Raw genomic sequence first — 20,858 nt, 5'->3', positions numbered from 1 at the left:
CGCTTCCCCTTCGATCAGTACGGCAGCACGGTAACCGGTGCGGGTGCAAAGGGGGTTGTGAAGGGGGTGATAGAGGGTGGGTGGTGGCGTTTTGTTCGACCTCCGGCTCACTCACGGGCCGGGCGGACCTGGTGGACCTGGTGGGCCGGGGGGACCGGCCGGACGGCGAAGATCGTCGTGTCGTCCACCAGGTGGCCCGTGCTGTGGCGCAGGGTACCTTCGCGGACCAGTTCCACCAGGTGGCCCGGATGGGCGGCGGCGGGGTCGACGGAGACGGCCAGGGCGACGCGTTCGTGCAGCGGGAAGAAGGCCCCCTCGGCGTCCCGGGCCTCGGTCACGCCGTCCGTGACGAGCAGCAGGGTCTCGTCGGGGGCGAAGGGCACCCGGTGGACCGGCGGGACGTCCGAGGACGGGCCGGCCAGCCCGCCGAAGCCGAGCGGCAGACCGTCGCCGGGCGGCAGCGGGCGCACGCCGGACGTTCCGGCCACCAGCGGGGGTTCGTGCCCGAAGTTGACGACCTCGATGTACCCGTCGCCGGCAGCGCCCGGCGGCGGGAACCCGACGAGGACCGCGGTCGCGAAGCGTTCCACGCCGCGGGCCGGTTCCTCGCCCAGGTCCGCGACGTACTGCCGCTGGCGGCGCATCCGCACCTCCAGCCGTTCGGCGACGACGGCCAGGGACGCCTCGTGGTACGCGGACTCGCGGAAGGTGCCGAGCAGCGCGGCGGCGGCGTCGACCGCGGGCAGGCCCTTGCCCTGGACGTCGCCCAGGAGGACGCGGGTGCCGTGCGGGCCGGGCTGGATGTCGTAGAAGTCGCCGCCGACGCGGGCCTCGCTGTCGGCGGCGAGGTAGGCGGCGGCGTGGTCCAGGCCGGCCCAGGGGGTGGGCATCGGGCGCAGGACGGTACGGCGGGTGGTGTCGGCGACGTCCCGCATGTGCAGCGCGCGCCGCTCCTCCCGGACGCGTACGGCACAGGCGGTGGTGGCGAGGGCGCCGCCCACGGCGACGAGGATGAAGTCGGGCAGGCCGGTCTGGTCCTGGTGCGGCCAGGCGGCGTCCACCTCGATGTAGGTGACGAGGGCGAGGGCGGCGAGGACGGCGGTGCCTCTGACTCCGCAGATGGCCGCGGCGATGCCGGGGACGAGGACGATCCAGGAGATGACCCTGAACTCGCCCGAGGTGTTGCTGTCGATCACGGCGATCGCGACGAGGAGGAGCAGTGGGGGTGCCCAGGCGACGCTGCGTCCGCGCACGCGGAGCAGTTGCTGCCGCTGGGCCCGGGTTCTGCGCTCCGCGCCGCCGCTCACCCGCCCAGCGAAACACGCACGCGGCCCCGCCGCACGCCGGGGCGTCCACCTCGGTGGCTCCCCCCACCCTCTGCGGGACGACAACTGACCGCCGTTTACGGTCCAGGCCGACCAGTGCCGGCCGCGCAGTTCCCCGCGCCCCTTGAGAGCGAAAACCTGACGGGGCTCACAAGCCCAGGCCGACCAGTGCCGGCCGCGCAGTTCCCCGCGCCCCTCAAAAGCGGGGCTACGCCCCGGCTTTTGCCCCTGGTCGCAGCCCCCAAGGGGCGCGGGGAACGGCGCAGTCTTTTGTCTTTAGGGGCGCGGGGAACGGCGCAATCCTTCGCCCCTCCCGAAGTGCGGGAAACGCGCGACCCTTCCACCCTCAGGGGCGCGGGGAACGGCGCAGTCTTTGTCTTTAGGGGCGCGGGGAACGGCGCAGTCCCTTGGCCCTCCCAGGGCGCGGGAGCGGCGCAACCCTTCCCCTCCTCCGGGGCGCGGGGAACGGCGCAACCAGCTCCGCCGAACCGTACGACTTGCCGTCCCCACCCCCCAGGTGTGCCCTGGAAGGCAAGGGCGCGAGGAAGAGAGGAGCGCCGTCATGGCTCACACGGCACCCGCAAGGACCACCCACCACCCCACCATCCCGCTGAAGGCGAAACTCGTACTGCCCGCCCTCGCCGGCATCGTCTACGGCCTCTGGACCTCCGGCATAGACCGCCACGCGGGCCCGATCACCGGCTGGAACGTCCTCCTGGGCGTGGTCTCGGCCCTCGCGTTCGCCGCGGCGGCCTACGGCGTCCACGCCCTCGCCCCCCGCCTGCCGCGCGAACTGCGCGCGGCCACCTGGGCGGCGTTCGCGGGCATCTCGTTCGGTTTCATCTACAGCCTCACGGACGCCGGCGTCGTCAAGACCGTGTGCCTGTCCCTCGTGATCACGGCGGGCGTCCTCGCGGTCGTCTTCTACCGCTACTACACCACCGAGGACTGAGACCGAGGTCAGTACCCATCACGACGGGCCCCGGCCGCACGCCGGGGCCCCGTTCTGTTGGGAGCACCACGGTCACCGATGAGTTTCCGCGACCCCAGGGGTCTGCATTCCGGAACCAGTTACGGAACCAGCCACAGGATCAGTCACCGGAATGACGCGGATGGGCGGACCGACATGACAAGCAGCAACCGCACCGACCAATGGGCCGGGCCCGCCATCGAGACCGCGGGCCTGGTGAAGACCTTCGGCGACACCCGCGCCGTCGACGGCGTGGACCTGCGGATCGAGCGGGGCACGGTCTACGGCCTGCTCGGCCCGAACGGCGCGGGCAAGACCACGACCGTACGCATGCTGGCGACCCTGCTGCGTCCCGACGGCGGCGAGGCCCACGTCTTCGGCCATGACGTCGTACGGGAGGCGGACGCGGTCCGCGGCCGGGTGAGCCTCACCGGCCAGTACGCCTCCGTGGACGAGGACCTGACCGGCACCGAGAACCTCGTGCTGCTGGCCCGCCTGACCGGCCACGCCAAGAAGGCCTCGTACGACCGCGCGGCCCAACTCCTCGACGCCTTCGGCCTGTCGGAGGCGGCCGGCCGGCAGGTGAAGAACTACTCGGGCGGCATGCGGCGCCGTATCGACATCGCCGCGTCCATCCTCAACACCCCGGACCTGCTGTTCCTGGACGAGCCGACGACGGGGCTCGACCCGCGCAGCCGTAACCAGGTGTGGGAGATCGTGCGGGCGGTCGTCGCGCAGGGCACCACGGTCCTCCTCACCACCCAGTACCTCGACGAGGCCGACCAGTTGGCGTCCCGGATCGCCGTCATCGACAAGGGCAGGGTCATCGCCGAGGGCACCAAGGGCGAGCTGAAGGCGTCGGTGGGCGCGGGCGCCGTGCACCTGCGCCTGCGGGACGCGGACCGCCGCCCCGACGCCGAACGGGTGCTGCGGCAGGCCCTGGGCACGGACGTCCAGCTGGAACCGGACCCCGTGGCCCTGACGGCCCGGGTCGGCAACGGCTCGCCGGACGGCGCCGCAGCCGCCGAGAAGGCGTCCCGCGCCCTTGCCGAGCTCGCCCGCGCGGGCATCACCGTCGACAACTTCTCCCTCGGGCAGCCGAGCCTGGACGAGGTCTTCCTCGCCCTCACCGGCGAGCACGAAGGCCGACACGACGACCGGCCTGACGACCGGCACGACAGCCGGTCCGAACCCCAGCCGACGCTGAAGAAAGAGGCCACGGCATGAGCACCGCGACCCAGTCCTCCGGCACCGGAACCGGCACCGGCACCGCAACCGCGGACGCCGCGGACCTCGCGCCGGTCCGCACCGAGAGCCTCGCCGCGATCCTGGTCGCCGGCGAGCGCCCGCCGCGCCCGAACGCCCTCCAGGCCTCCCTCACCTTCGGCTGGCGGGCGATCCTCAAGATCAAGCACGTGCCGGAGCAGCTCTTCGACGTGACGGCGTTCCCGATCATGATGGTGCTGATGTACACGTACCTGTTCGGGGGCGCGCTCGCCGGTTCCCCCGAGGAGTACATCCAGTACCTGCTCCCCGGCATCCTCGTGATGTCGGTCGTCATGATCACGATGTACACGGGCGTCTCGGTCAACATCGACATCGCGAAGGGCGTCTTCGACCGGTTCCGCTCGCTGCCCATCTGGCGCCCGTCGACGCTGGTCGGCTATCTGCTCGGGGACGCCCTGCGCTACACGATCGCGTCGGTCGTGATGCTCGCGGTGGGCCTGATCATGGGCTTCCGGCCGGCCGGCGGCGTCCAGGGAGTGGTGGCGGGCGTCGTCCTCCTGATCGTCTTCTCGTTCGCCTTCTCGTGGGTGTGGACGATGTTCGGTCTGCTGCTGCGCACGGAGAAGTCCGTGATGGGGATGAGCATGATGATCCTGTTCCCGCTGACCTTCCTCAGTGACATCTTCGTCCGCCCGGAGACGATGCCGGGCTGGTTGCAGGCCTTCGTCAACAACAACCCCGTCACCCACCTCGCCTCGGCGGTCCGCGGTCTGATGGACGGTTCCTGGCCGACCACCGAGATCGCCTGGTCACTGGGCTGGGCCGGGGTACTGGTCGCGGTCTTCGGCCCGATCACGATGCGCCTCTACAACCGGAAGTAATCCCCCGGCCCCTCAGGCCCCCGGGCTTCCAGGGCTTCCCGGAAGCCCTCCGGGCCCCCGGGTCCCCCGGAAGAACGCAATCCGCGTCCGGATGCAGTCACCCCGGCCGTGCCCCGATGGCGGAGGGCGCGGCCGGGGTTCTTCCTTGAGGGGTGCGGAAAGACACAGGCCCTGACACCGACCCGTCGGCGCTGCGCGGAGTCCTCTCGGCGCTGCTGATCGTGCTCGCCTGCGTCCTCGTCCCGCTGGGCGGGCTCTCGGCCTGGGCGAAGTACGAGATCGGCGACACCGCCCGGTACGTCGACACGATGGCGCCGCTCGCCGCGGGCCCCGACGTCCAGGACGCGATCGCGGACACCGTCACGGACGGGATCATGAGCGAGGTCGAGGTCGGCCCGCTGGAGGGGGAGGTCCGCGCGTACGTCCACCGGGCGGTGCGGTCCTTCACCGGTACGGAGGCCTTCCGCGCGGCCTGGGCCACGGCGAACCGGGCCGCGCACGACGCCGTCCTGCGGGCCCTGCGCAGCGACAGCGAGGGTGCCGTCACGCTCGACCTGGCTCCGGTCACCGCCCGCCTCAAGGCGCAACTGGCCGACGACCGCGTGCCGTTGGCGAACCGCATCCCCGTCGAGCACACCGAGGTCACGGTCCTCGGCGCCCAGGAGCTGAGCTCCCTGCGGAAAGGCTTCCCCATGCTGGAGATCGCGGGCTTCTGGCTGCCGCTGGCGGCGGTCGCCCTGGCCCTCGGCGGCATCCTGCTGGCCGTACGCCGCCGCCGTGCCGTCACCGCCACCGCGCTCGGCATGGCCCTGGGCGCCGCCCTGCTGGCCCTCGCCACGGTCGTCGGCCGGGCCCTGACCCTCGCGGGCCTGCCCGAGCACGTCTCCCACGCCGCGGCGGGCGCGGTCTACGACGCCCTCACCGAGACCCTGCGCACGGCGGCCTGGTTCATCCTCGCCCTCGGCCTCACGGTGGCGCTGGCGACCTGGCTCACGGACGCCCGCGCGCGACGTCGCGCAGCGTCCGCAGCGCCTGCTCCAGCGCCGGTACCGGAACCGACGCGAGCCCGAGCCTGACGGCGTCCGGCGCGCCCTGCGACCTCGCGTATCCCACGTACCTCGTCCGCCCCGGAGGTCCTGCCTGACCCGACCGTTCCGACCGTTCCGACCGTCCCGGCTGGCCCGGCTGGCCCGGCTGGCCCGCGTGCTCCACGACGAAGGCGGGACCCGGGGTGACCGCAATGCCGCGTGCGGCGGCGGCAGCCGTGAAGGTGTCGGCGCGCCAGGGCGCGGGCAGCTCCCACCAGGCGTGATACGCGTTCGGGTCGGCCCGTACCGTGAACGTGTCGAGCAGTTCCGCGACGACCCGCTGGCGCCGGGCCGCGTCGACCCGCTTCCTGCCGACGAGCCGCTCGACGGTCCCGTCCCGGATCCACCGCGTGCCCGCCTCCAGCGCGAACCGCCCCGCCGTCCAGCCGCCCGACCGCAGGGCCGCGCCCACCGCCGCGACCCGTTCCTCGGGCACGACGAGGAAACCGACGGTCAGTCCTGGCGCGACCCGCTTCGACAGTCCGTCGACGACATGGACGCGCTCGGGGGCGTACGCGGCGAACGGCACGCCCTGTTCGTGGAGGAAGGCCCAGACCCGGTCCTCGACGACGGGCAGCCCCAAGTCCCGTACGACTACGGCGAGTTCACGCTTTCTCCGGTCTCCCGCCGTCACCCCGGTCGGATTGTGCAGCGTCGGCTGGACGTAGAGCGCGGAGAGCGGCGCGGTGCGGTGGGCGGCGGCGACGGCGTCGGGCCGCAGTCCCTCCTCGTCCGTGGCGAGCGGCACGAGCGTGCAGCCGATCCGCTCCGCGATCTCCTTGACCAGCGGATACGTCAGCGCCTCCACGCCGACCCGCCCGCCGGGCCGTACGAGCGAGGCGAGCACGCCCGCGATGGCCTGCCGGGCGTTCCCGGCGAAGAGGAGCTGCTCGGGCGCGGGCCGCCACCCGCATCCCGCGAGCAGTCCCGCGACGGCCTCGCGCGCGGCGGCGGTCCCGGTGGCCGGGAGGGTTCGGGTGGCGTCACCCAGCACGTCGGCCCGCAGCAGCGGCGCGAGTCCGTCGGCCATCAGCTCCGACTGCCCCGGTACGGACGGGTAGTTGAGCTCCAGGTTGACCTTCACCCGGGGGTCCTGGTCGTGGGTGGCCTCCGCGAGGGCGCGGCCGGAGGGGGGCGGGGCGGCCCGTACGAAGGTGCCGCGTCCGACCTCGCCGACGACCAGGCCGCGTCGCACGAGCTCTCCGTACACGCGCCCGGCCGTGGATCCCGCGATGTGCCGGCGCCGGGCGAACACACGCTGCGGCGGCAGCCGTTCACCGGCCTTCAGCCGCCCCGAGTAGATCTCCTCGGCCAGCCGGTCGGCGATACGCCGGTAGTCCTCCACGCCGGCCCCTTTCTGGTACTCGTCTTTCTGGAACTGGTCTTTCTGGAACACATCCTTCTGGGATTCATCCGGATTGCACCGAGAGCAAAGATCCCATTGCACCTTATTGCACCGAGGAGTTGAGGGGATCTAGGGTCCGATCATGGCTCCCTTCCTCGCATACGAGGACAAAGGCCCGCAGGATGCCTCGGCGCTGCCCCTTGTCCTGATCCACGGCCACCCCTTCGACCGCACGATGTGGGACCCGCAGGTGGCCGCCTTCTCCCCCGGCCGCCGGGTGATCGCGCCGGACCTGCGGGGGTACGGCGCGTCCCCGGTGGTCCCCGGAGTCACCCCGCTCTCCGTCTTCGCCGAGGACGTGGCGGCCCTCCTCGACGAACTCCGGGTACCCGAATTCGTCCTCGGGGGACTGTCGATGGGCGGCCAGATCGCCATGGAGTGCTACCGGCTGTTCCCGGAACGGATCCGGGGCCTGCTCCTGGCGGACACGTTCCCGGCGGCGGAGACCCCGGAGGGGAGGAAGTCGCGGAGCGCGACGGCCGAGCGGCTGCTCCGCGAGGGGATGGACGGGTACGCGGAGGAGGTCCTGTACAAGATGGTCGCGCCGTACGCCCGCCCGGAGGTGGTGGCGCGGGTGCGTCGCATGATGACGGGTACGTCGCCGGAGGGGGCCGCGGCGGCCCTGCGGGGGCGGGCGGAGCGGCCCGACTACCGGGAACTGCTGACCCGGGTCGGCGTTCCCACGCTGGTGGTGGTGGGGGAGGACGACGAGTTCACCCCCGTACGGGATGCGGAGGCGATGCACGCGGCCGTGCCGGGGGCTGTGCTCCGGGTCGTACGGGGCGCGGCCCACATGCCGAACCTCGAACGCCCGACGGCCTTCAACGAGTCCCTGACGGAACTACTGACCCGCTGCACCCCCGAAGTCCGCCTCTAGGGGCGCGGGGAACGCCGCAGTCCTTTGCCTTCGGGGGCGCGGGGAACGGCACGAACGACCCCCGTGGGCTCCGCCCACGGAACCCCGCACGCACTCCCCCCGTCTTTGAGAGAGGATCCATGCAGATGGACCGGGGTGGGCGGGGGCGGAAGAGGTGGAAGGCGTGGCCGTGCGCAGTACGACGACAGCCGAGACGGGCACGAGGACGAGGGACCACGACACCCCCGCGCCCCGACGGCCCCGCAACACCAGGGCAGGCGCCTGGTTCGCGGCCTTCCTCCTCCTCACCGTGAGCGTCGTCCTCGGCTGCCGCACGGCCGACACGGACGCCATCACCCCCGTCCCCCAACTGCTCGCGTTCCTCCCCTGGCTCCTCGCCCCCACCGCCGTCGCCCTCCTCTTCGCCGCCCTGTCCCACTGGCGCATCGGCCTCGTCTGGGGCGTGGCCGCCCTCGCGGTGACCGCCTGGTACATCGAGCCGTACGGCAAGACGATGGAACCCGGTGGCGTCCCGGTCGCCGAGATCCGCGTCCTCACCGCGAACGTCGAGTTCGGCAAGGCCACGGACGGCCTGATCGAGGCGGTCTCGGAACAACGCCCTGACCTGGTTTTCGTCCAGGAGTGCGAGGACACCTGCGAGAAGAAACTCGACCAGGCCTTCGGCAAGGCGAGCAAGGCCGACAAGGCCGACAAGCTCAAGGAAAAGAGCAGGGAGAAGGGCAAGGAGAAGGGCAAGGCCAAGACCGGCGTCTACCCCTACCGGCAGGTCGTCGCGAGCGCCACCTCCGAGGGATCCGACGGTTCCGTCATCCTCAGCCGCCATCCCCTCACGCCCGCGAAGGGCATCCCCGCCACCATGGGCATGCCCGGCGCCACCGCCGACGTGGACGGCCAAGAGATCCACCTCCAGCTGGCCCACCCCATGCCGCCGCTGCCGTCCACGCTCGGCACCTGGCGCGAGGAACTGGCCGCCCTGCGCGACTACGCCGCCGCGAACATCGGCCGGCCCACCGTCGTCGCGGGCGACTTCAACGCCACCCAGGACCACGCCGCCTTCCGCCGCATCCTGGACACCGGCTTCATGGACGGCGCCCGCCTCACCGGCGACACCCGCACCCCGAGCTGGCCCGCCCTGACGGCTCCGGCCTTCGGCGCGCAGATCGACCACGTCCTGGTGTCCCGGGGCTTCACCGCGACGAGGACCCGTTTCCTGGAGCTGGGGAACACCGACCACCGGGCCCTGGTCGTGGACCTGGTCCTCCGCAAGAGCACCTAGGGCGCTCCGTACCCGGACATACGACGTGGGCCGCCCACTGTGCAGGAGGGGCGGCCCACGTCCGTGGGGGGTGGGTGGTACATCCGAGGGGGACCTGTCGGTCCCGGCGTCGGGGCGATGCGGCGCCGACTCCGCACCGCCCCGACACAGGATCAGTACTGCCTGCTCAGTCCTGGTTGACCTTCGCCAGGGCCTTCGCGAGCCCGTTGGCCCACAACTGGTTCACGCGGGAGCGCTCCGCGCTGTTGGGGATCGAGTTCGTGCAGGACGTGCCCGGCCCGCCGCCCGACATCAGCTCGCTGCACGGACCGGAGTAGTGGTCGGGGAGTCCGAGCACGTGCCCGGTCTCGTGGGCGGTGACGCGCGTGGAGTCGTACTGCTGGTTCTGCCGGTAGTCGAGGAATATGTACCCTCTGCCGTGCCCGTCCGTGGACGCGTACGAACCGCGCGAGTCGTTCCCCTCGCGGTACGTGAAGCTGGCGCCGCTGGTGCCGGCCTGCAGCTTGACGTTGGAGACGGAGCTGTTCCAGATCGACGTGCTGCGGGCTATCTGGGTGGCGAAGGACGGCGCCGCCGAGGCGTTGTAGACCACGGTGACGGCGGCGGCGGACGTCGGGTTCGCGGCGCGCTTCTCGGCCACGGACTTCAGTACGGCTTCGAAGAAGGCCTCGTTGGCCTTGGCTTCCTCGCCGGAACCGTTGTAGCCAGCGCCCGCCACGGAGGCGGAGGTGACGGACCCGCTGGACGCCGGCTCCGGCGCCTGGGCCGCCGAGGCCGGGACGGTACCGATCGCCGCCGCCGTGAGGCCGAGGCCGAGCGCGGCGGAGAGCATGGGTGTGGACAGTCGCATCGAGGACTCCTCGTGTGGGGGGTGAAGTCGTCACGAGGAGTTTCGGCGTCTGTGGGGCGGCTGTGATGATGGCAACAGGCGATAGGACGCAGCTATCCGTACGGATCCGATCGCCCGACTCCCCTGATTTGGTCGGGGTTTGTGCATCTGGTGAAAGCCGTACTTCCGCCTTAGGCTCCGGCGGCATGGACCTAGAGGTCAGGCACCTCCGCGCACTGTGCGCCATAGCCGACACCGGCAGCCTGCACCGGGCCGCCCGGCAGCTCGGCGTGGCCCAGCCGTCGTTGAGCACCCAGCTCAAACGCATCGAGCAGGAGCTCGGCGGCCCCCTCTTCCTCCGCGAACGCACCGGCTGCCGCCCGACCCCGCTCGGCCTGGTCGTCCTGGGCCGCGCCCGCCCGCTGGTGGCCGAAATGCGATCACTGGTCGCGGAGGCCCGGGCCGCCGCGACGGACGCCGACGGGCCCCAGCTCCGTATCGGCTCCACCGCGAGCCGCGCCCTCGCGGGCTGGCTGCGCCGGCTGCGCGCCCGCCAGCACGAACCGGTCCTGCAGATGGACGTCTCCCCGAACGCCCTGCTGCGCATGCTCGCCGCCGGCCGGCTCGACGTGGCCTTCGTGCACGAGGTGGAGGGCAGCCCGCTGCGCGTCCCGGACGGGCTGGCCCTGCGCGTCCTGGTCGACCGCGAACCGCAGTTCGTCTCCCTGCCGGCCGACCATCCGGCCGCCGCGCGAACGGAGGTGCGGCTCACCGACCTGGCCGGGGACCGGTGGATGGTCGATCCGACGGTCGACGGCGAGTGGGACGCCGTGCACCGCATGCTGCGGGCGGCGGGGCTGCGGCCCCGGGTACTGCACGGGGACTACCACACGGCCGCCTCGCTGGTCGCGACCGGCGAGGTCGTCACGGTCTGCCAGCCGACGTGCCAGCCGCGCCCGGAGATGGCGGTGCGGCGGATCCAGGGGGATCCGCTGGGGGTCCGGCTGGTGCTCGCGGCGCGTACGGAGGGGGAGCTGGACCTGGTGTTCCCCGAGCTGTGGGAGGCGTACGCGGAGGTGGCGCGGGATGCCCCCGGCTATGGGGAGTGGCTGAATCTCGTCACCGCGTGACGCACGGCTCGCGGTCGTGCGGGACCGCCCCTATGGGGAGGGCGCCCCACCGTCGGCGGGGCGCCCCACTCGTCTCACATTCCGATGTCCTCGCCGTCCTTGCGCCAGACGGCCACGACCGCCGGGCGCACGATCCTGCCGGGGCCGTCGGGCCAGGTGCTCGCCGGGTTCTCGACGGTCGCCCCGGTGATCTCACCCGGGTGCTGCACCGCCACCAGGACACGGCGGTCCTGGACGAGCGGGCCGCAGGTCTCGGCGCCCGTCGGCACGGTCAGGAACTGCTTCAGCTCACCGCGCCGCTCGCCCTTCGTCGCCACGCCGAACAGGCCGTCGTGGGAGCCGAGCTGGGCGCCGTCGGTGGAGATCCACAGGTTGCCGTGCGGGTCGAAGGCCACGTTGTCCGGGCAGGAGATCTGGCTGACCTTGTCCTTCGGGTAGCCCGCGAAGTACGTCGCCGGGTCCTTCGGGTCGCCCGCGACCAGGAACAGCGACCAGGCGAAGGCCGTGGCGTCGGCGCGGTTGCGGCGCTCGGTCAGCTCCAGGACGTGCCCGTGCTTGTTGGCGTTGCGCGGGTTGGCCTCGTCGACCTTGGCGTTGGAGCCGACACCGCGGTTGGTGTTGTTCGTCAGGGCGACGTACACCTTGCCGGTGTGCGGGGAGGGCTGGATGTCCTCCGGGCGGTCCATCTTCGTGGCGCCCACCTTGTCACCGGCGAGGCGCGTGAAGACGTACACCTCCTCGGCGGTCATGCCGGGGACGTGCGAGACGGCGCCCTTCGCGGTGGCGGTGGCCAGCGGGATCCACGTACCGCCGCCGTCGAACTCGCCGTCCGCCGGGAGCTTGCCGGTACCGTCGATCTCGATCGCCGGGGAGTCGCCGGTGAGCTTGGCGACGTACAGCGTGCCCTCGTCGAGGAGGGTCAGGTTGTGCTCGCGGGCGGCGCGGCTGCTGCCGTGGCGCATCCGCTTGCTGCCGACGAACTTGTACATGTAGTCGAAGCGCTCGTCGTCGCCGGTGTAGGCGACCGGGCGGCCGTCGTCCGTGAGACGGATCGTCGCGCCCTCGTGCTTGAACCGCCCGAGCGCGGTCCGCTTGCGGGGCGTCGAGGTCGGGTCGTACGGGTCCAGCTCGACGATGTAGCCGAAGCGGTGGACCTCGTTCGGCTCCTGGGCGACGTCGAAGCGCTTGTCGAAACGCTCCCACTTGCGCTCGGTGGCGCCGGTTCCGATGCCGTAGCGGGCGTCCGTCGTGCGGCTCGCGTTGGCGAAGTACTGGTTGAAGTTCTCCTCGCCGTGCAGCGTCGTCCCCCAGGGGGTCTCGCCGCCGGAGCAGTTGTTGAGCGTGCCGAGGACCTTCTTGCCGGTCGGGTCGGCAGAGGTCTTCAGGAGGCTCGATCCAGCCGCGGGACCGGTCACCTTGAACTCGGTGGTCGCGGTGACGCGCCGGTTGAGGGGGTGGCGGGGCACGGCGGTGAGCCTGCCCGTCTTCCGCTCCTCCTCGACCACGACGACGCCCAGACCGTGCGCGGCCCAGGCGATCTCGGCCTGCTCGCGGGTCGGGTTCGCGGGGTCGTAGCCCTTGAACATCAGGACCTCGTCCGTGTACTCGTGGTTCGCCACGAGCAGCTGACGGCCACGCTCACCCGGCAGCGGGAGCAGGGCGAGGAAGTCGCAGTTGTAGCCGAACTGGCCGGCCTGCGCCTTGGCGGTCTGCCGGTCCGGGTCGAAGGCGGGAGCGCCTCGGAGGATGGGCTCGCCCCAGCGGATGACCACGTTCTGGCCGTAGCCCTCGGGGACGGTGACCGCGTCGGTGGTGTTGGGCGCGACGGGGGTGAAGCGCAGGCCGCGGGCGGCCTTGCCCTTCGAGCCGTGGGGGCCGTGGGAGCCGTGCGAGCCGGTTCCGAAGGTGGCCGCCGCGCCCTCGGCGGGCTGGGCGGCGGCCGGGGCCGCGCCCGCGCCGACGAGCGCCCCGCCGGCCGCGGTGGTCACGGTCACCGCGGCGGCGGCCCGCATCATCGAGCGACGGCTGAGCGCTCCGGCGATGACATCGCCGACGTATTCGTTGGCGCTGGTGTTGGGCGCCGGGTGGAAGCAGGCGTCACCACAGCGGTACCGACAGGTCATCTCGGAACGGCCGCCCGGGTGTGAACCCGTCGAGCCGAGCAGAGGCAGCAGGTTGCGCACGGTCTCTCCCCTATGTCTGTTGTCTGGCGAGACGCTAGGGGCACACGCGTGCGAGGGCGCGGACGCGAGGTGAACGGAGAGTGAACCGGGCCCAGCCAACAGGGCTTTGACCCCGACAGGCGTGCGGGAAGCGGGTCCGTGTTTGGGCCCGATAAAGATCTTCGGTCCTGGCGGCTAACCTTACGTGTCCGTCCTGGCCAGGGATTGACGGAACCAACTCATGCGAAGGGTTGCGCACATGGGCATTCTCACCCGCCTGCGGAATGCGTTCGGAAAGTCACGCAAGGGGGACGCTGAAGCTGCCGCGGTCCCTTCCGCATCTGCCGCCGCCGAGCCGACCGTGCCGGCGGCCCGGCAGGAGACGGCTCCCGAGCCCACGCCTGCGGCAGCCGAGCCTGAGGTCTCTGTCCCCGCACCGGCCACGGAGCCCGAGGCCACAGCCGAGGCCGAGCACAAGGCCGTCCCGAAGACCGAGCGCAAGACCGAGCGCAAGACCGAGCCGAAGGCGTCCTCGGTGGACGACCTGGTCTCGGCGGCGTTCGACAACGTCACGGTCCCGAAGCAGGGGACGGCGCCTGCGGCGAAGGCTGAGGCGTCGACGGAGACGTCGACCGAGACTGAGGCTGCCGCCAAGGCCGACGTCGAGGCTGCGGCCGAGACGAAGCCTGCCGCGAAGGCCGAGCCCGTCGTGAAGGCGGAGCCTGCCGCGAAGGCCGAGCCGGTGGCGGAGCCGGAGCCCGTCGTGGCGCCCGAGCCGGTCGCCGCCGAGGTCGCCCAAGAGGTCACCGAGCCCGCGAAGGCGGAGGCCGAGCCCGTCACCGCGGCCGAGCCGACTCCCGACCCGGCCCCCGAGCCCGTCGTCATCGCCGCGGCCGAGGCCGAGCCCGAGCTGGTCATCCAGCTCGTTCCGGAGCCCGAGGCCGAGCCGGTCGTCGAGCCGGAGCCCGAGGTCGAGGCCGTAGCCGCCGCCGAGGCAGCCGAGACGGAGGCCGCCGCCGAGGCAGCTGCCGCCGAGGTCACCCCGGAACCTGAGCCCGACTCGGAGCCGAAGTCGGACTCGAAGCCCAAGTCGGACTCGAAGCCGGAGCCGAAGTCGAAGCCTGCGCCGGAGTCCGGGCCCGAGCCCCTCGCGGCGGAGACCGAGCCCGTCGCGGCGGAGACCGAGAAGCCGTCGGCCCCCGAAGCCAAGGCCGAAACGGCACCCGAAGCCGAACCCGCCGTCGCGGAGCCCGCCACCGCGGAATCCGCCACCGCAGGTGGCGGCGAGGACGCGGTCGCCTCCCAGGCCCCCGCCCTCCTCAGCGCCTACAAGGCCGCCGCCACCGCCCTGGCGAACCGGGACCTCACCGACGCCCGGGCCAAGGTCTACCTCGTCCTCGACCGCTCCGCGTCGATGCGCCCGTACTACAAGGACGGTTCCGCGCAGGCGCTCGGCGAGCAGACCCTCGCCCTCGCGGCCCACCTGACGCCGGAGGCGAACGTCCAGGTCGTCTTCTTCTCCACCGAGCTGGACGGCACCGGCGAGCTCACCCTCGCCGAGCACGACAACAAGATCGACGAACTTCACGCGGGCCTCGGCCGCATGGGCCGTACGAGCTACCACGCGGCCGTGGCGGAAGTGATCGCCCTGCACGAGAAGTCGGGCGCCCCCGCGGAGCCCGGCCTGGTCGTCTTCCAGACGGACGGCGCCCCGGACGCCAAGACCCCGGCGACCCAGGCCCTGACGGCGGCGGCGAAGAGCCACCCCGGCCTCTTCTTCTCCTTCGTCGCGTTCGGCGAGCAGGACAACAAGGCCTTCGACTACCTCCGCAAGCTGAAGTCGGACAACACCGCGTTCTTCCACGCGGGCCCGACACCCCGCGAACTCACGGACGCGGAGATCTACGAGGGCGTACTGGCGAACTGGCGCCCGTAACCACACACCACAGGGCCACCCGGGCCGCCCGCTCCTCGTCCCATAAAACGAGGAGCGGGCGGCCCACCCATGTCGGCTACGATTTCAAGGTTCGTATCCAAGGTTCGTAAGACGGCCGAAAGCCGAAGCAGTACTCGGCCGGACGTCACCACACGCAGCGACTCGGGAGCAGCCCGCAATGGCTCGACACCTCATCACCAGCGCCCTTCCGTACATCAACGGGATCAAGCACCTGGGCAACATGGTGGGGTCCATGCTCCCGGCCGACGTGTACGCCAGGTACCTCCGCCAGCGCGGCCACGACGTCCTCTACATCTGCGCGACGGACGAGCACGGCACCCCGGCCGAACTGGCGGCGAAGGAGCAGGGCCTGCCGGTCGCCGAGTTCTGCGCCGGAGCGCACGACGCGCAGAAGGCGATCTACGACGGCTTCGCGCTCGCCTTCGACCACTTCGGCCGCAGCTCCTCCCCGCAGAACGCGGAGCTGACGCAGCACTTCGCCCGCCGGCTGAACGAGAACGGCTTCATCGAGGAGCGCGCGATCCGGCAGGTGTACTCGCCGGCCGACGGCCGCTTCCTGCCCGACCGTTACGTCGAGGGCACGTGCCCGCACTGCGGTTACGACAAGGCGCGCGGCGACCAGTGCGAGAACTGCACGCGCGTCCTGGACCCGACCGACCTGATCAACCCGCGCTCGGCGATCTCGGGCTCGACGGACCTCGAAGTACGCGAGACGACGCACCTCTTCCTCCTCCAGTCGAAGCTCCAGGGCGAGGTCGAGGCGTGGATCGACGAGGTCGCGGACGAATGGCCGCAGCTCGCGTCCTCCATCGCCCGCAAGTGGCTGACCGAGGGCCTGCACGACCGCGCGATCACCCGTGACCTGGACTGGGGCGTACCGGTGCCGGCCGACACGTGGCCGGAGCTGGCCGCCGACGGCAAGGTCTTCTACGTCTGGTTCGACGCGCCGATCGAGTACATCGGGTCGACGAAGGAGTGGGCGGACGCGGCGCCGGAGGAGAACCGCGACTGGAAGTCGTGGTGGTACGAGCCGGCGGGCGCCTCCGACGTGCGGTACACGGAGTTCATGGCGAAGGACAACGTCCCCTTCCACAGCGTGATGTTCCCCGCGACGGAGATGGGCGTACGGGAGCCGTGGAAGAAGGTCGACCAGCTGAAGGCCTTCAACTGGCTGACGTACTACGGCGGCAAGTTCTCCACCTCGCAGAAGCGGGGCGTCTTCACCGACCAGGCCCTGGACATCCTCCCGGCGGACTACTGGCGCTACTTCCTCATCGCCAACGCTCCCGAGTCGGACGACTCGTCGTTCACGTGGGAGCACTTCACGGCGACGGTGAACAAGGACCTGGCGGACACGCTCGGCAACTTCGTCAACCGCGTCCTGTCCTTCTCGAAGAAGCGCTTCGGCGAGGAGGTCCCGGCGGGCGCGGAGGCGGGCGCGCCGGAGGCGAAGCTGGGCGATGAGATCGCCTCACTCCTCGCCGACTACGAGTCCCAGATGGAGGCACTCCAGTTCCGCAAGGCGGCGGCGGCGCTGCGCGCCCTGTGGTCGGCGGGCAACTCCTACCTGGAGGAGAAGGCCCCCTGGCTGGAGATCAAGACGAACCCGGAGGGCGCGGCGCTCACGCTCCGCACGGCGATGAACCTGATCCACCTGTACGCGGTGGTCTCGGAGCCGTTCATCCCGTCCTCGTCGGCGGCGATGCGAGCAGCCTTCACCCTCCCCGCCGACACGGCGACGTGGGCCACGCAGGAGGAGGCACGCTCCCTCTCCGCCCTCCCCGCGGGCACTCCCTTCACGGTCCCCCCGGTCCTCTTCGCCAAGATCACGGACGAGGACCTGGAAACGTACAAGGAGCGCTTCGGCGGGGCGCCGGAGTAACGACCTGGCTCCTCCTCCGACGGCCGGGGTGGCCGGACACCGCACGACGACGGTGCCCGACCACCCCGTTCCCGTACACGGAGCCGAGGAACTACTACTCCTCGCCGAAGAGCTGCGCCGCATCCGTCGCATGAACGGCCCGCTGCGCCCAGAGTTCGAGTTCGTCGAGGTCCGTGCAGCCGCGCACGCGCTCACGTACCGAGTCCGGGATCTCGATGCCGCGCCACTGAAGGATGTTCAGGGTCATCTCGGCACGATCCTCGATACGCCCCTCTTCACGCCCCTCTTCACGTACCTTCTCGGCGACTTCGTGCCGGAAGAAGTAATTGATCGCCGTCATCAGGTCCCTCCAGATCTGCTTCGCCTGGGAGTCAACCAGGCATGACTCGGTGAACTGCGCCAAGACCGCCGCGGTGTCGGGGTCGAGGGTTTGCAGGGCGGTTGCAAGGGGTTCCAGTATGGCGGCGGCCTGTGAGCCCCGGCCATGTGTCATCGCCGAGAACGCAGCGAGTGGTACGTCCCGTGCGGCTTCGTGTTCGTCCGTGATCAGCGGCACGTTCTCCGGGCCGAGGACCAGCGGCCTCACGGTGAGCGAGTTCCAGACGGGCAGACCCATCCGGATGGGCTGCGCCGCCCAGCGGGCCGTCGAACTGCTCTGCGTCAGCACGATCAGGATCGGCTCGCAGCCGTACTTCGCGTAGAGGTACGAAAGGTAGTAGGCCCAGCTTCCGCGCTTGGCCTCGTCCTTCTTCCCCTGCGCCTCGACGACCAGGAGGAACGTCCCCACGTCCGTCTCCACCCGTAAGAGTGTGTCCACACGCCGTTCGATCGGTTCGATCTCCGTGAGGTCCGCGTTCAGGATCGCGATGTCTGTGGGCTCGGGGAACGGGATGCGCAGTACGCGCTGAAGGGCGCGCGTGAGTAGTGCGGGGTCCTTCTGGAAGATGCGATGCAGGGCCTCGTGTGACGAGCTGACCATCGGGTCTCCTTTCTGTCCGATCCATCCGATGTGATCAACGAACTACGCGACGCCCAGGTCACACCACACGTACTTGCCCCCACTGCCGTTCCTCGGCAGCGGATACCAGCCCCAGACATCCGCGCAGGCCTGAACAAGGGCGAGGCCTCGGCCCGACTCCGTCAAGTCCGCCAAGTTCGCGGTCGGCCGCGGAGGGTCGGGGTCGCCGTCCCACGCGCCGATCCGCAGGACTCCGTCCCGCCAGCGCAGGCGCAGGGCGGCGGGGCCCTTCGCGTGACACACCGCGTTGGAGATCAGTTCCGTCGCCAGTAGCTCGGCGGTGTCGGTGAGGCGGATCAGGCCGTGGATCGTGAGGATGAGGCGGAGAGTACGGCGGCAGACCGTCACCGCACGGGGGTCGTTGGGGATGCTGAGCGTGTACTCCCAGGGTTTGAGTTCATGGGTGTTTTGCGGCATGCGGGAACTCCGTTCCATGAGGGGGAAGGTGAGGGTGGGGAGTAGTGGCATGCCGCAGCCGTCGTGGCAGGACGGAGTGGTGCGCTTCCGGAGTCCCCGAAATTCGCAGCGTGTGCGTAGCGTCACTGAAGGTATGGGTAAAATTTGGTACCTCGCAAGCCGCCACCGTTATCTGCCACTCGAACGAGTAAGTGCCTCACAACAGTTGAGGCGAGGAGGACGTCATGCCGCGTAGACGGCAGCCCACCGCACGACAGGAACGTCTGGGGACCGAACTGCGGAAGCTACGCGAAGCCGCAGGTCTCAAGGCGCGCGAGGCTGCGGCGCTGGTTGGATCCGACTCGGCACAGATGAGCCAGATGGAGTCCGGGATCGGGGGCGTGAGCGAAGAGCGCCTACGCAGACTCGCCGCTCACTACTCCTGCTCGGACACAGACTTGGTCGAGGCCCTGGTGATCATGGCGAACGATCGGACACATGGCTGGTGGGAGGAGTACCGAGGCCTGCTGCCCACATCATTCATGGACCTGTCCGAGCTGGAGCACCATGCCACCTTCCGGTGGGATGTGGACTGCCTGTATGTGCCCGGTCTTCTTCAGATAGAGGAGTACGCCCAACGGGTCTTCTCGCACAGGGTGCCTGAACTCCCGCGAGCTGAGCTCGACTTGCGTGTGGAGCACCGGATGGCGCGACGAACCATCATCGACGGCGACCGGCCCATTCCTTACACGGCGGTGGTGCACGAGGCGGCACTCCGCATCAAGGTCGGCAACCGGGCGATCGCACAGGCCCAGCTCTCCCGCATCCAGGAACTCTCGGAAGCCGATCACGTGACCGTGCGCGTCATCCCGTTCACTCTCGACGATTTCATCGACGCCGGAAGCGCGATGGTCTTCGCGGGAGGCGCCGTCCCCAAGTTGGACACGGTCGTGCGGGATGCGCCTCACGGTTCGGCATTCGTCGACTCCGACGCCCAACTCAGCAGTTTTCGAACCCTTTTCCGTAGGGTGGAAGGATCGTCACTCGAACCCGATCGGTCGCGTGACTTCATCCACCGGCTGGCGAAGGAGCTGTGAGGCGCCCCATGACGACTCTCGACAACTGGCAGAAGTCATCCTTCTCCGGCGGCGGCGACGGCAACGCCTGCGTCGAACTCGCCGCCGTCCCTCAGGCCATCCACATCCGCGAAAGCGACGACCCCTCCACACAACTCATCACCACCCCCGCCCCCCTCGCCCACCTCCTCCACGGCATACGCTCCGGCACCCTCGGCAAGGCATAAGGGCGGCTCGGGGCGGGCCTCCACCACCTCACCAGCCACGTAACCGTGGCGTGGCGCGGCTTGGGGGCCCGTACGGAGACTCACTCGGGTGGGTGAATATCCTCAACTGTGTGGCTATCAGGTCGCTTTGGGGCTTTAGGCTCTCACGGCAACCTGCCTTTGGCATACGCCAATGGCATATCTCCCACCGCCAGGAACCTTCATGGTCAGCGCGCCGCACGAGGCGATGCACCGCATCTTCCAGGACCACCCGGACCTCTTCTCCGGAGTGTCCAAGGTGCTGGGCGTCGACTTCGCTCCGCCCACCTCGGTCACTCTCATGCCGACCGACCTCACCGAGGCCAGCCCGCTCGAACGCCGCGTCGACACGTTGCTGCGGCTTGAGACCGAGGACGACGAACCGCTCCTGCTCGCCATCGAGGCGCAGGGCAAGAAAGACCCGGACAAGCCGGCGAGCTGGGCGTACTACGCCTCCTACCTGCTGGCGAAGTACCGGCTGCAGCCGATACTGCTGGTCGTTTGCCAGGATCACGCGACGGCCAAATGGGCGGAACAACCCGTCCGGTTCGGGCCGCCCCAATGGCCGTTGCTCACCCTGACCCCGCTGGTCGCGGGGCCGCACAACATGCCGGTGATCAAGGATCCGGCCGAGGTGCGCAAGGACCTCGCGCTCGCCACCCTGTCCGCGATCACTCACGCCAAGAGTCCCGAGATCGGGCCCATACTCAAAGCAGTGACGACCGTTCTGCGGGACGAACCTGACGCGGTCAAGAACCCTGTCATCGAATTCATCGCACGCGGCCTGAGCAAACTGCCCGCCGCAGCAACATGGAGGACACTCGTGGCCGTGGACCTTTCTTTCTACAAGTCATTCATCTTCGAAGAAATCCGCGAGGAGGCCCAGACGCAGGGCCGGGTGGAAGGCCGAGTGGAAGGCCGAGTGGAAGGCCGGGTGGAAGGCCTGGCCGAGGACATCCTCGAAGTCTTCGAGGTGCGCGGCATCGACGTCCCCGAAGCCGTCCGGGAACGCATCACCGGCTGCGACGACCTCGACATCCTGCGGCAGTGGCACCGGCGGGCCATCACCGCGCCGACCGCCGAAGACGTCTTCACCGCCTAGTGCTCTGACCCC

18 protein-coding genes are annotated in these 20,858 nt (G+C 70.5%); 12 read left to right on the top strand and 6 right to left on the bottom strand.

The annotated features are described in order from the left end of the window. Nucleotides 1-107: 107 nt before the first annotated feature. The gene (locus K3769_RS23145) at nt 108-1,307 is read right to left on the bottom strand and encodes a PP2C family protein-serine/threonine phosphatase (RefSeq protein ID WP_267028272.1); all 1,200 of its coding nucleotides are present in this window, start codon (nt 1,305-1,307) and stop codon (nt 108-110) included. A 580-nt stretch (nt 1,308-1,887) separates the two neighbouring features. Here K3769_RS23145 and K3769_RS23140 point away from each other — a divergent pair. The 4 genes from K3769_RS23140 to K3769_RS23125 all read left to right on the top strand — a co-directional run bounded on the left by K3769_RS23140 (nt 1,888) and on the right by K3769_RS23125 (nt 5,479). Further along, the gene (locus tag K3769_RS23140; RefSeq protein ID WP_267028271.1) at nt 1,888-2,277 is read left to right on the top strand and encodes a hypothetical protein; all 390 of its coding nucleotides are present in this window, start codon (nt 1,888-1,890) and stop codon (nt 2,275-2,277) included. A 174-nt stretch (nt 2,278-2,451) separates the two neighbouring features. After that, nucleotides 2,452-3,522, top strand: coding sequence for an ATP-binding cassette domain-containing protein (locus K3769_RS23135; RefSeq protein ID WP_267028270.1), 1,071 nt, complete (start codon nt 2,452-2,454; stop codon nt 3,520-3,522). Further along, nucleotides 3,519-4,403, top strand: a complete 885-nt coding sequence (locus K3769_RS23130; protein ID WP_267028269.1) for an ABC transporter permease — start codon at nt 3,519-3,521, stop codon at nt 4,401-4,403. Before K3769_RS23135 ends, K3769_RS23130 begins: the two co-directional genes overlap by 4 nt. A 152-nt stretch (nt 4,404-4,555) precedes the next feature. Next, on the top strand, nt 4,556-5,479 hold the full coding sequence (locus K3769_RS23125) for a hypothetical protein (protein ID WP_267028268.1): 924 nt from the start codon (nt 4,556-4,558) through the stop codon (nt 5,477-5,479). On the opposite strand, the gene K3769_RS23120 is transcribed toward K3769_RS23125, so the two are convergent. Beyond that, entirely contained in the window at nt 5,394-6,836 is a 1,443-nt protein-coding gene (locus K3769_RS23120; protein WP_267028267.1) for an aminotransferase-like domain-containing protein, read from the bottom strand. The two genes, K3769_RS23125 and K3769_RS23120, sit on opposite strands and share 86 nt — an antisense overlap. 142 nt (nt 6,837-6,978) lie before the next feature. On the opposite strand from K3769_RS23120, the gene K3769_RS23115 reads away from it, so the two are divergent. Next, nucleotides 6,979-7,773, top strand: a complete 795-nt coding sequence (locus tag K3769_RS23115; RefSeq protein ID WP_267028266.1) for an alpha/beta fold hydrolase — start codon at nt 6,979-6,981, stop codon at nt 7,771-7,773. Nucleotides 7,774-7,942: 169 nt separating this feature from the next. After that, entirely contained in the window at nt 7,943-9,049 is a 1,107-nt protein-coding gene (locus K3769_RS23110; protein ID WP_372515161.1) for an endonuclease/exonuclease/phosphatase family protein, read from the top strand. A 166-nt stretch (nt 9,050-9,215) separates the two neighbouring features. Here K3769_RS23110 and snpA read toward each other — a convergent pair whose 3' ends face one another. After that, entirely contained in the window at nt 9,216-9,899 is a 684-nt protein-coding gene (gene snpA, locus K3769_RS23105; RefSeq protein ID WP_267028264.1) for a snapalysin, read from the bottom strand. Nucleotides 9,900-10,084: 185 nt separating this feature from the next. Between snpA and K3769_RS23100 the strand changes: the two genes are divergently transcribed. Next, entirely contained in the window at nt 10,085-11,008 is a 924-nt protein-coding gene (locus K3769_RS23100; RefSeq protein WP_267028263.1) for a LysR family transcriptional regulator, read from the top strand. 74 nt (nt 11,009-11,082) lie between these two features. Here K3769_RS23100 and K3769_RS23095 read toward each other — a convergent pair whose 3' ends face one another. Continuing rightward, a complete protein-coding gene (locus K3769_RS23095; RefSeq protein WP_267028262.1) occupies nt 11,083-13,191 on the bottom strand; it encodes a PhoX family protein in 2,109 nt (702 codons plus the stop codon). Nucleotides 13,192-13,429: 238 nt separating this feature from the next. Between K3769_RS23095 and K3769_RS23090 the strand changes: the two genes are divergently transcribed. Continuing rightward, on the top strand, nt 13,430-15,106 hold the full coding sequence (locus tag K3769_RS23090) for a VWA domain-containing protein (RefSeq protein ID WP_267028261.1): 1,677 nt from the start codon (nt 13,430-13,432) through the stop codon (nt 15,104-15,106). Nucleotides 15,107-15,284: 178 nt separating this feature from the next. Further along, a complete protein-coding gene (gene metG / locus K3769_RS23085; RefSeq protein ID WP_267028260.1) occupies nt 15,285-17,009 on the top strand; it encodes a methionine--tRNA ligase in 1,725 nt (574 codons plus the stop codon). Between the two features lie 94 nt (nt 17,010-17,103). Here the strand turns inward: metG and K3769_RS23080 are convergent, their stop codons facing one another. Both K3769_RS23080 and K3769_RS23075 read right to left on the bottom strand, forming a co-directional pair. Then, entirely contained in the window at nt 17,104-17,988 is an 885-nt protein-coding gene (locus K3769_RS23080) for a hypothetical protein (RefSeq protein WP_267028259.1), read from the bottom strand. 42 nt (nt 17,989-18,030) lie between these two features. Then, nucleotides 18,031-18,444, bottom strand: a complete 414-nt coding sequence (locus K3769_RS23075; RefSeq protein ID WP_267028258.1) for an ATP-binding protein — start codon at nt 18,442-18,444, stop codon at nt 18,031-18,033. A gap of 224 nt (nt 18,445-18,668) precedes the next feature. On the opposite strand from K3769_RS23075, the gene K3769_RS23070 reads away from it, so the two are divergent. The 3 genes from K3769_RS23070 (at nt 18,669) to K3769_RS23060 (ending at nt 20,846) form a co-directional block, all read left to right on the top strand. After that, nucleotides 18,669-19,520: a helix-turn-helix domain-containing protein gene (locus K3769_RS23070; RefSeq protein ID WP_267028257.1), complete on the top strand. Its 852-nt coding sequence runs from the start codon at nt 18,669-18,671 to the stop codon at nt 19,518-19,520. Nucleotides 19,521-19,528: 8 nt separating this feature from the next. Further along, on the top strand, nt 19,529-19,726 hold the full coding sequence (locus K3769_RS23065; RefSeq protein WP_267028256.1) for a DUF397 domain-containing protein: 198 nt from the start codon (nt 19,529-19,531) through the stop codon (nt 19,724-19,726). 202 nt (nt 19,727-19,928) lie between these two features. Further along, nucleotides 19,929-20,846: an RpnC/YadD family protein gene (locus K3769_RS23060; protein WP_267028255.1), complete on the top strand. Its 918-nt coding sequence runs from the start codon at nt 19,929-19,931 to the stop codon at nt 20,844-20,846. The last annotated feature ends 12 nt before the right edge of the window (nt 20,847-20,858 follow it).

This window comes from Streptomyces ortus, assembly GCF_026341275.1.
Classification (GTDB): domain Bacteria; phylum Actinomycetota; class Actinomycetes; order Streptomycetales; family Streptomycetaceae; genus Streptomyces; species Streptomyces ortus.
This window is presented reverse-complemented; position numbering and strand designations above follow the sequence as displayed.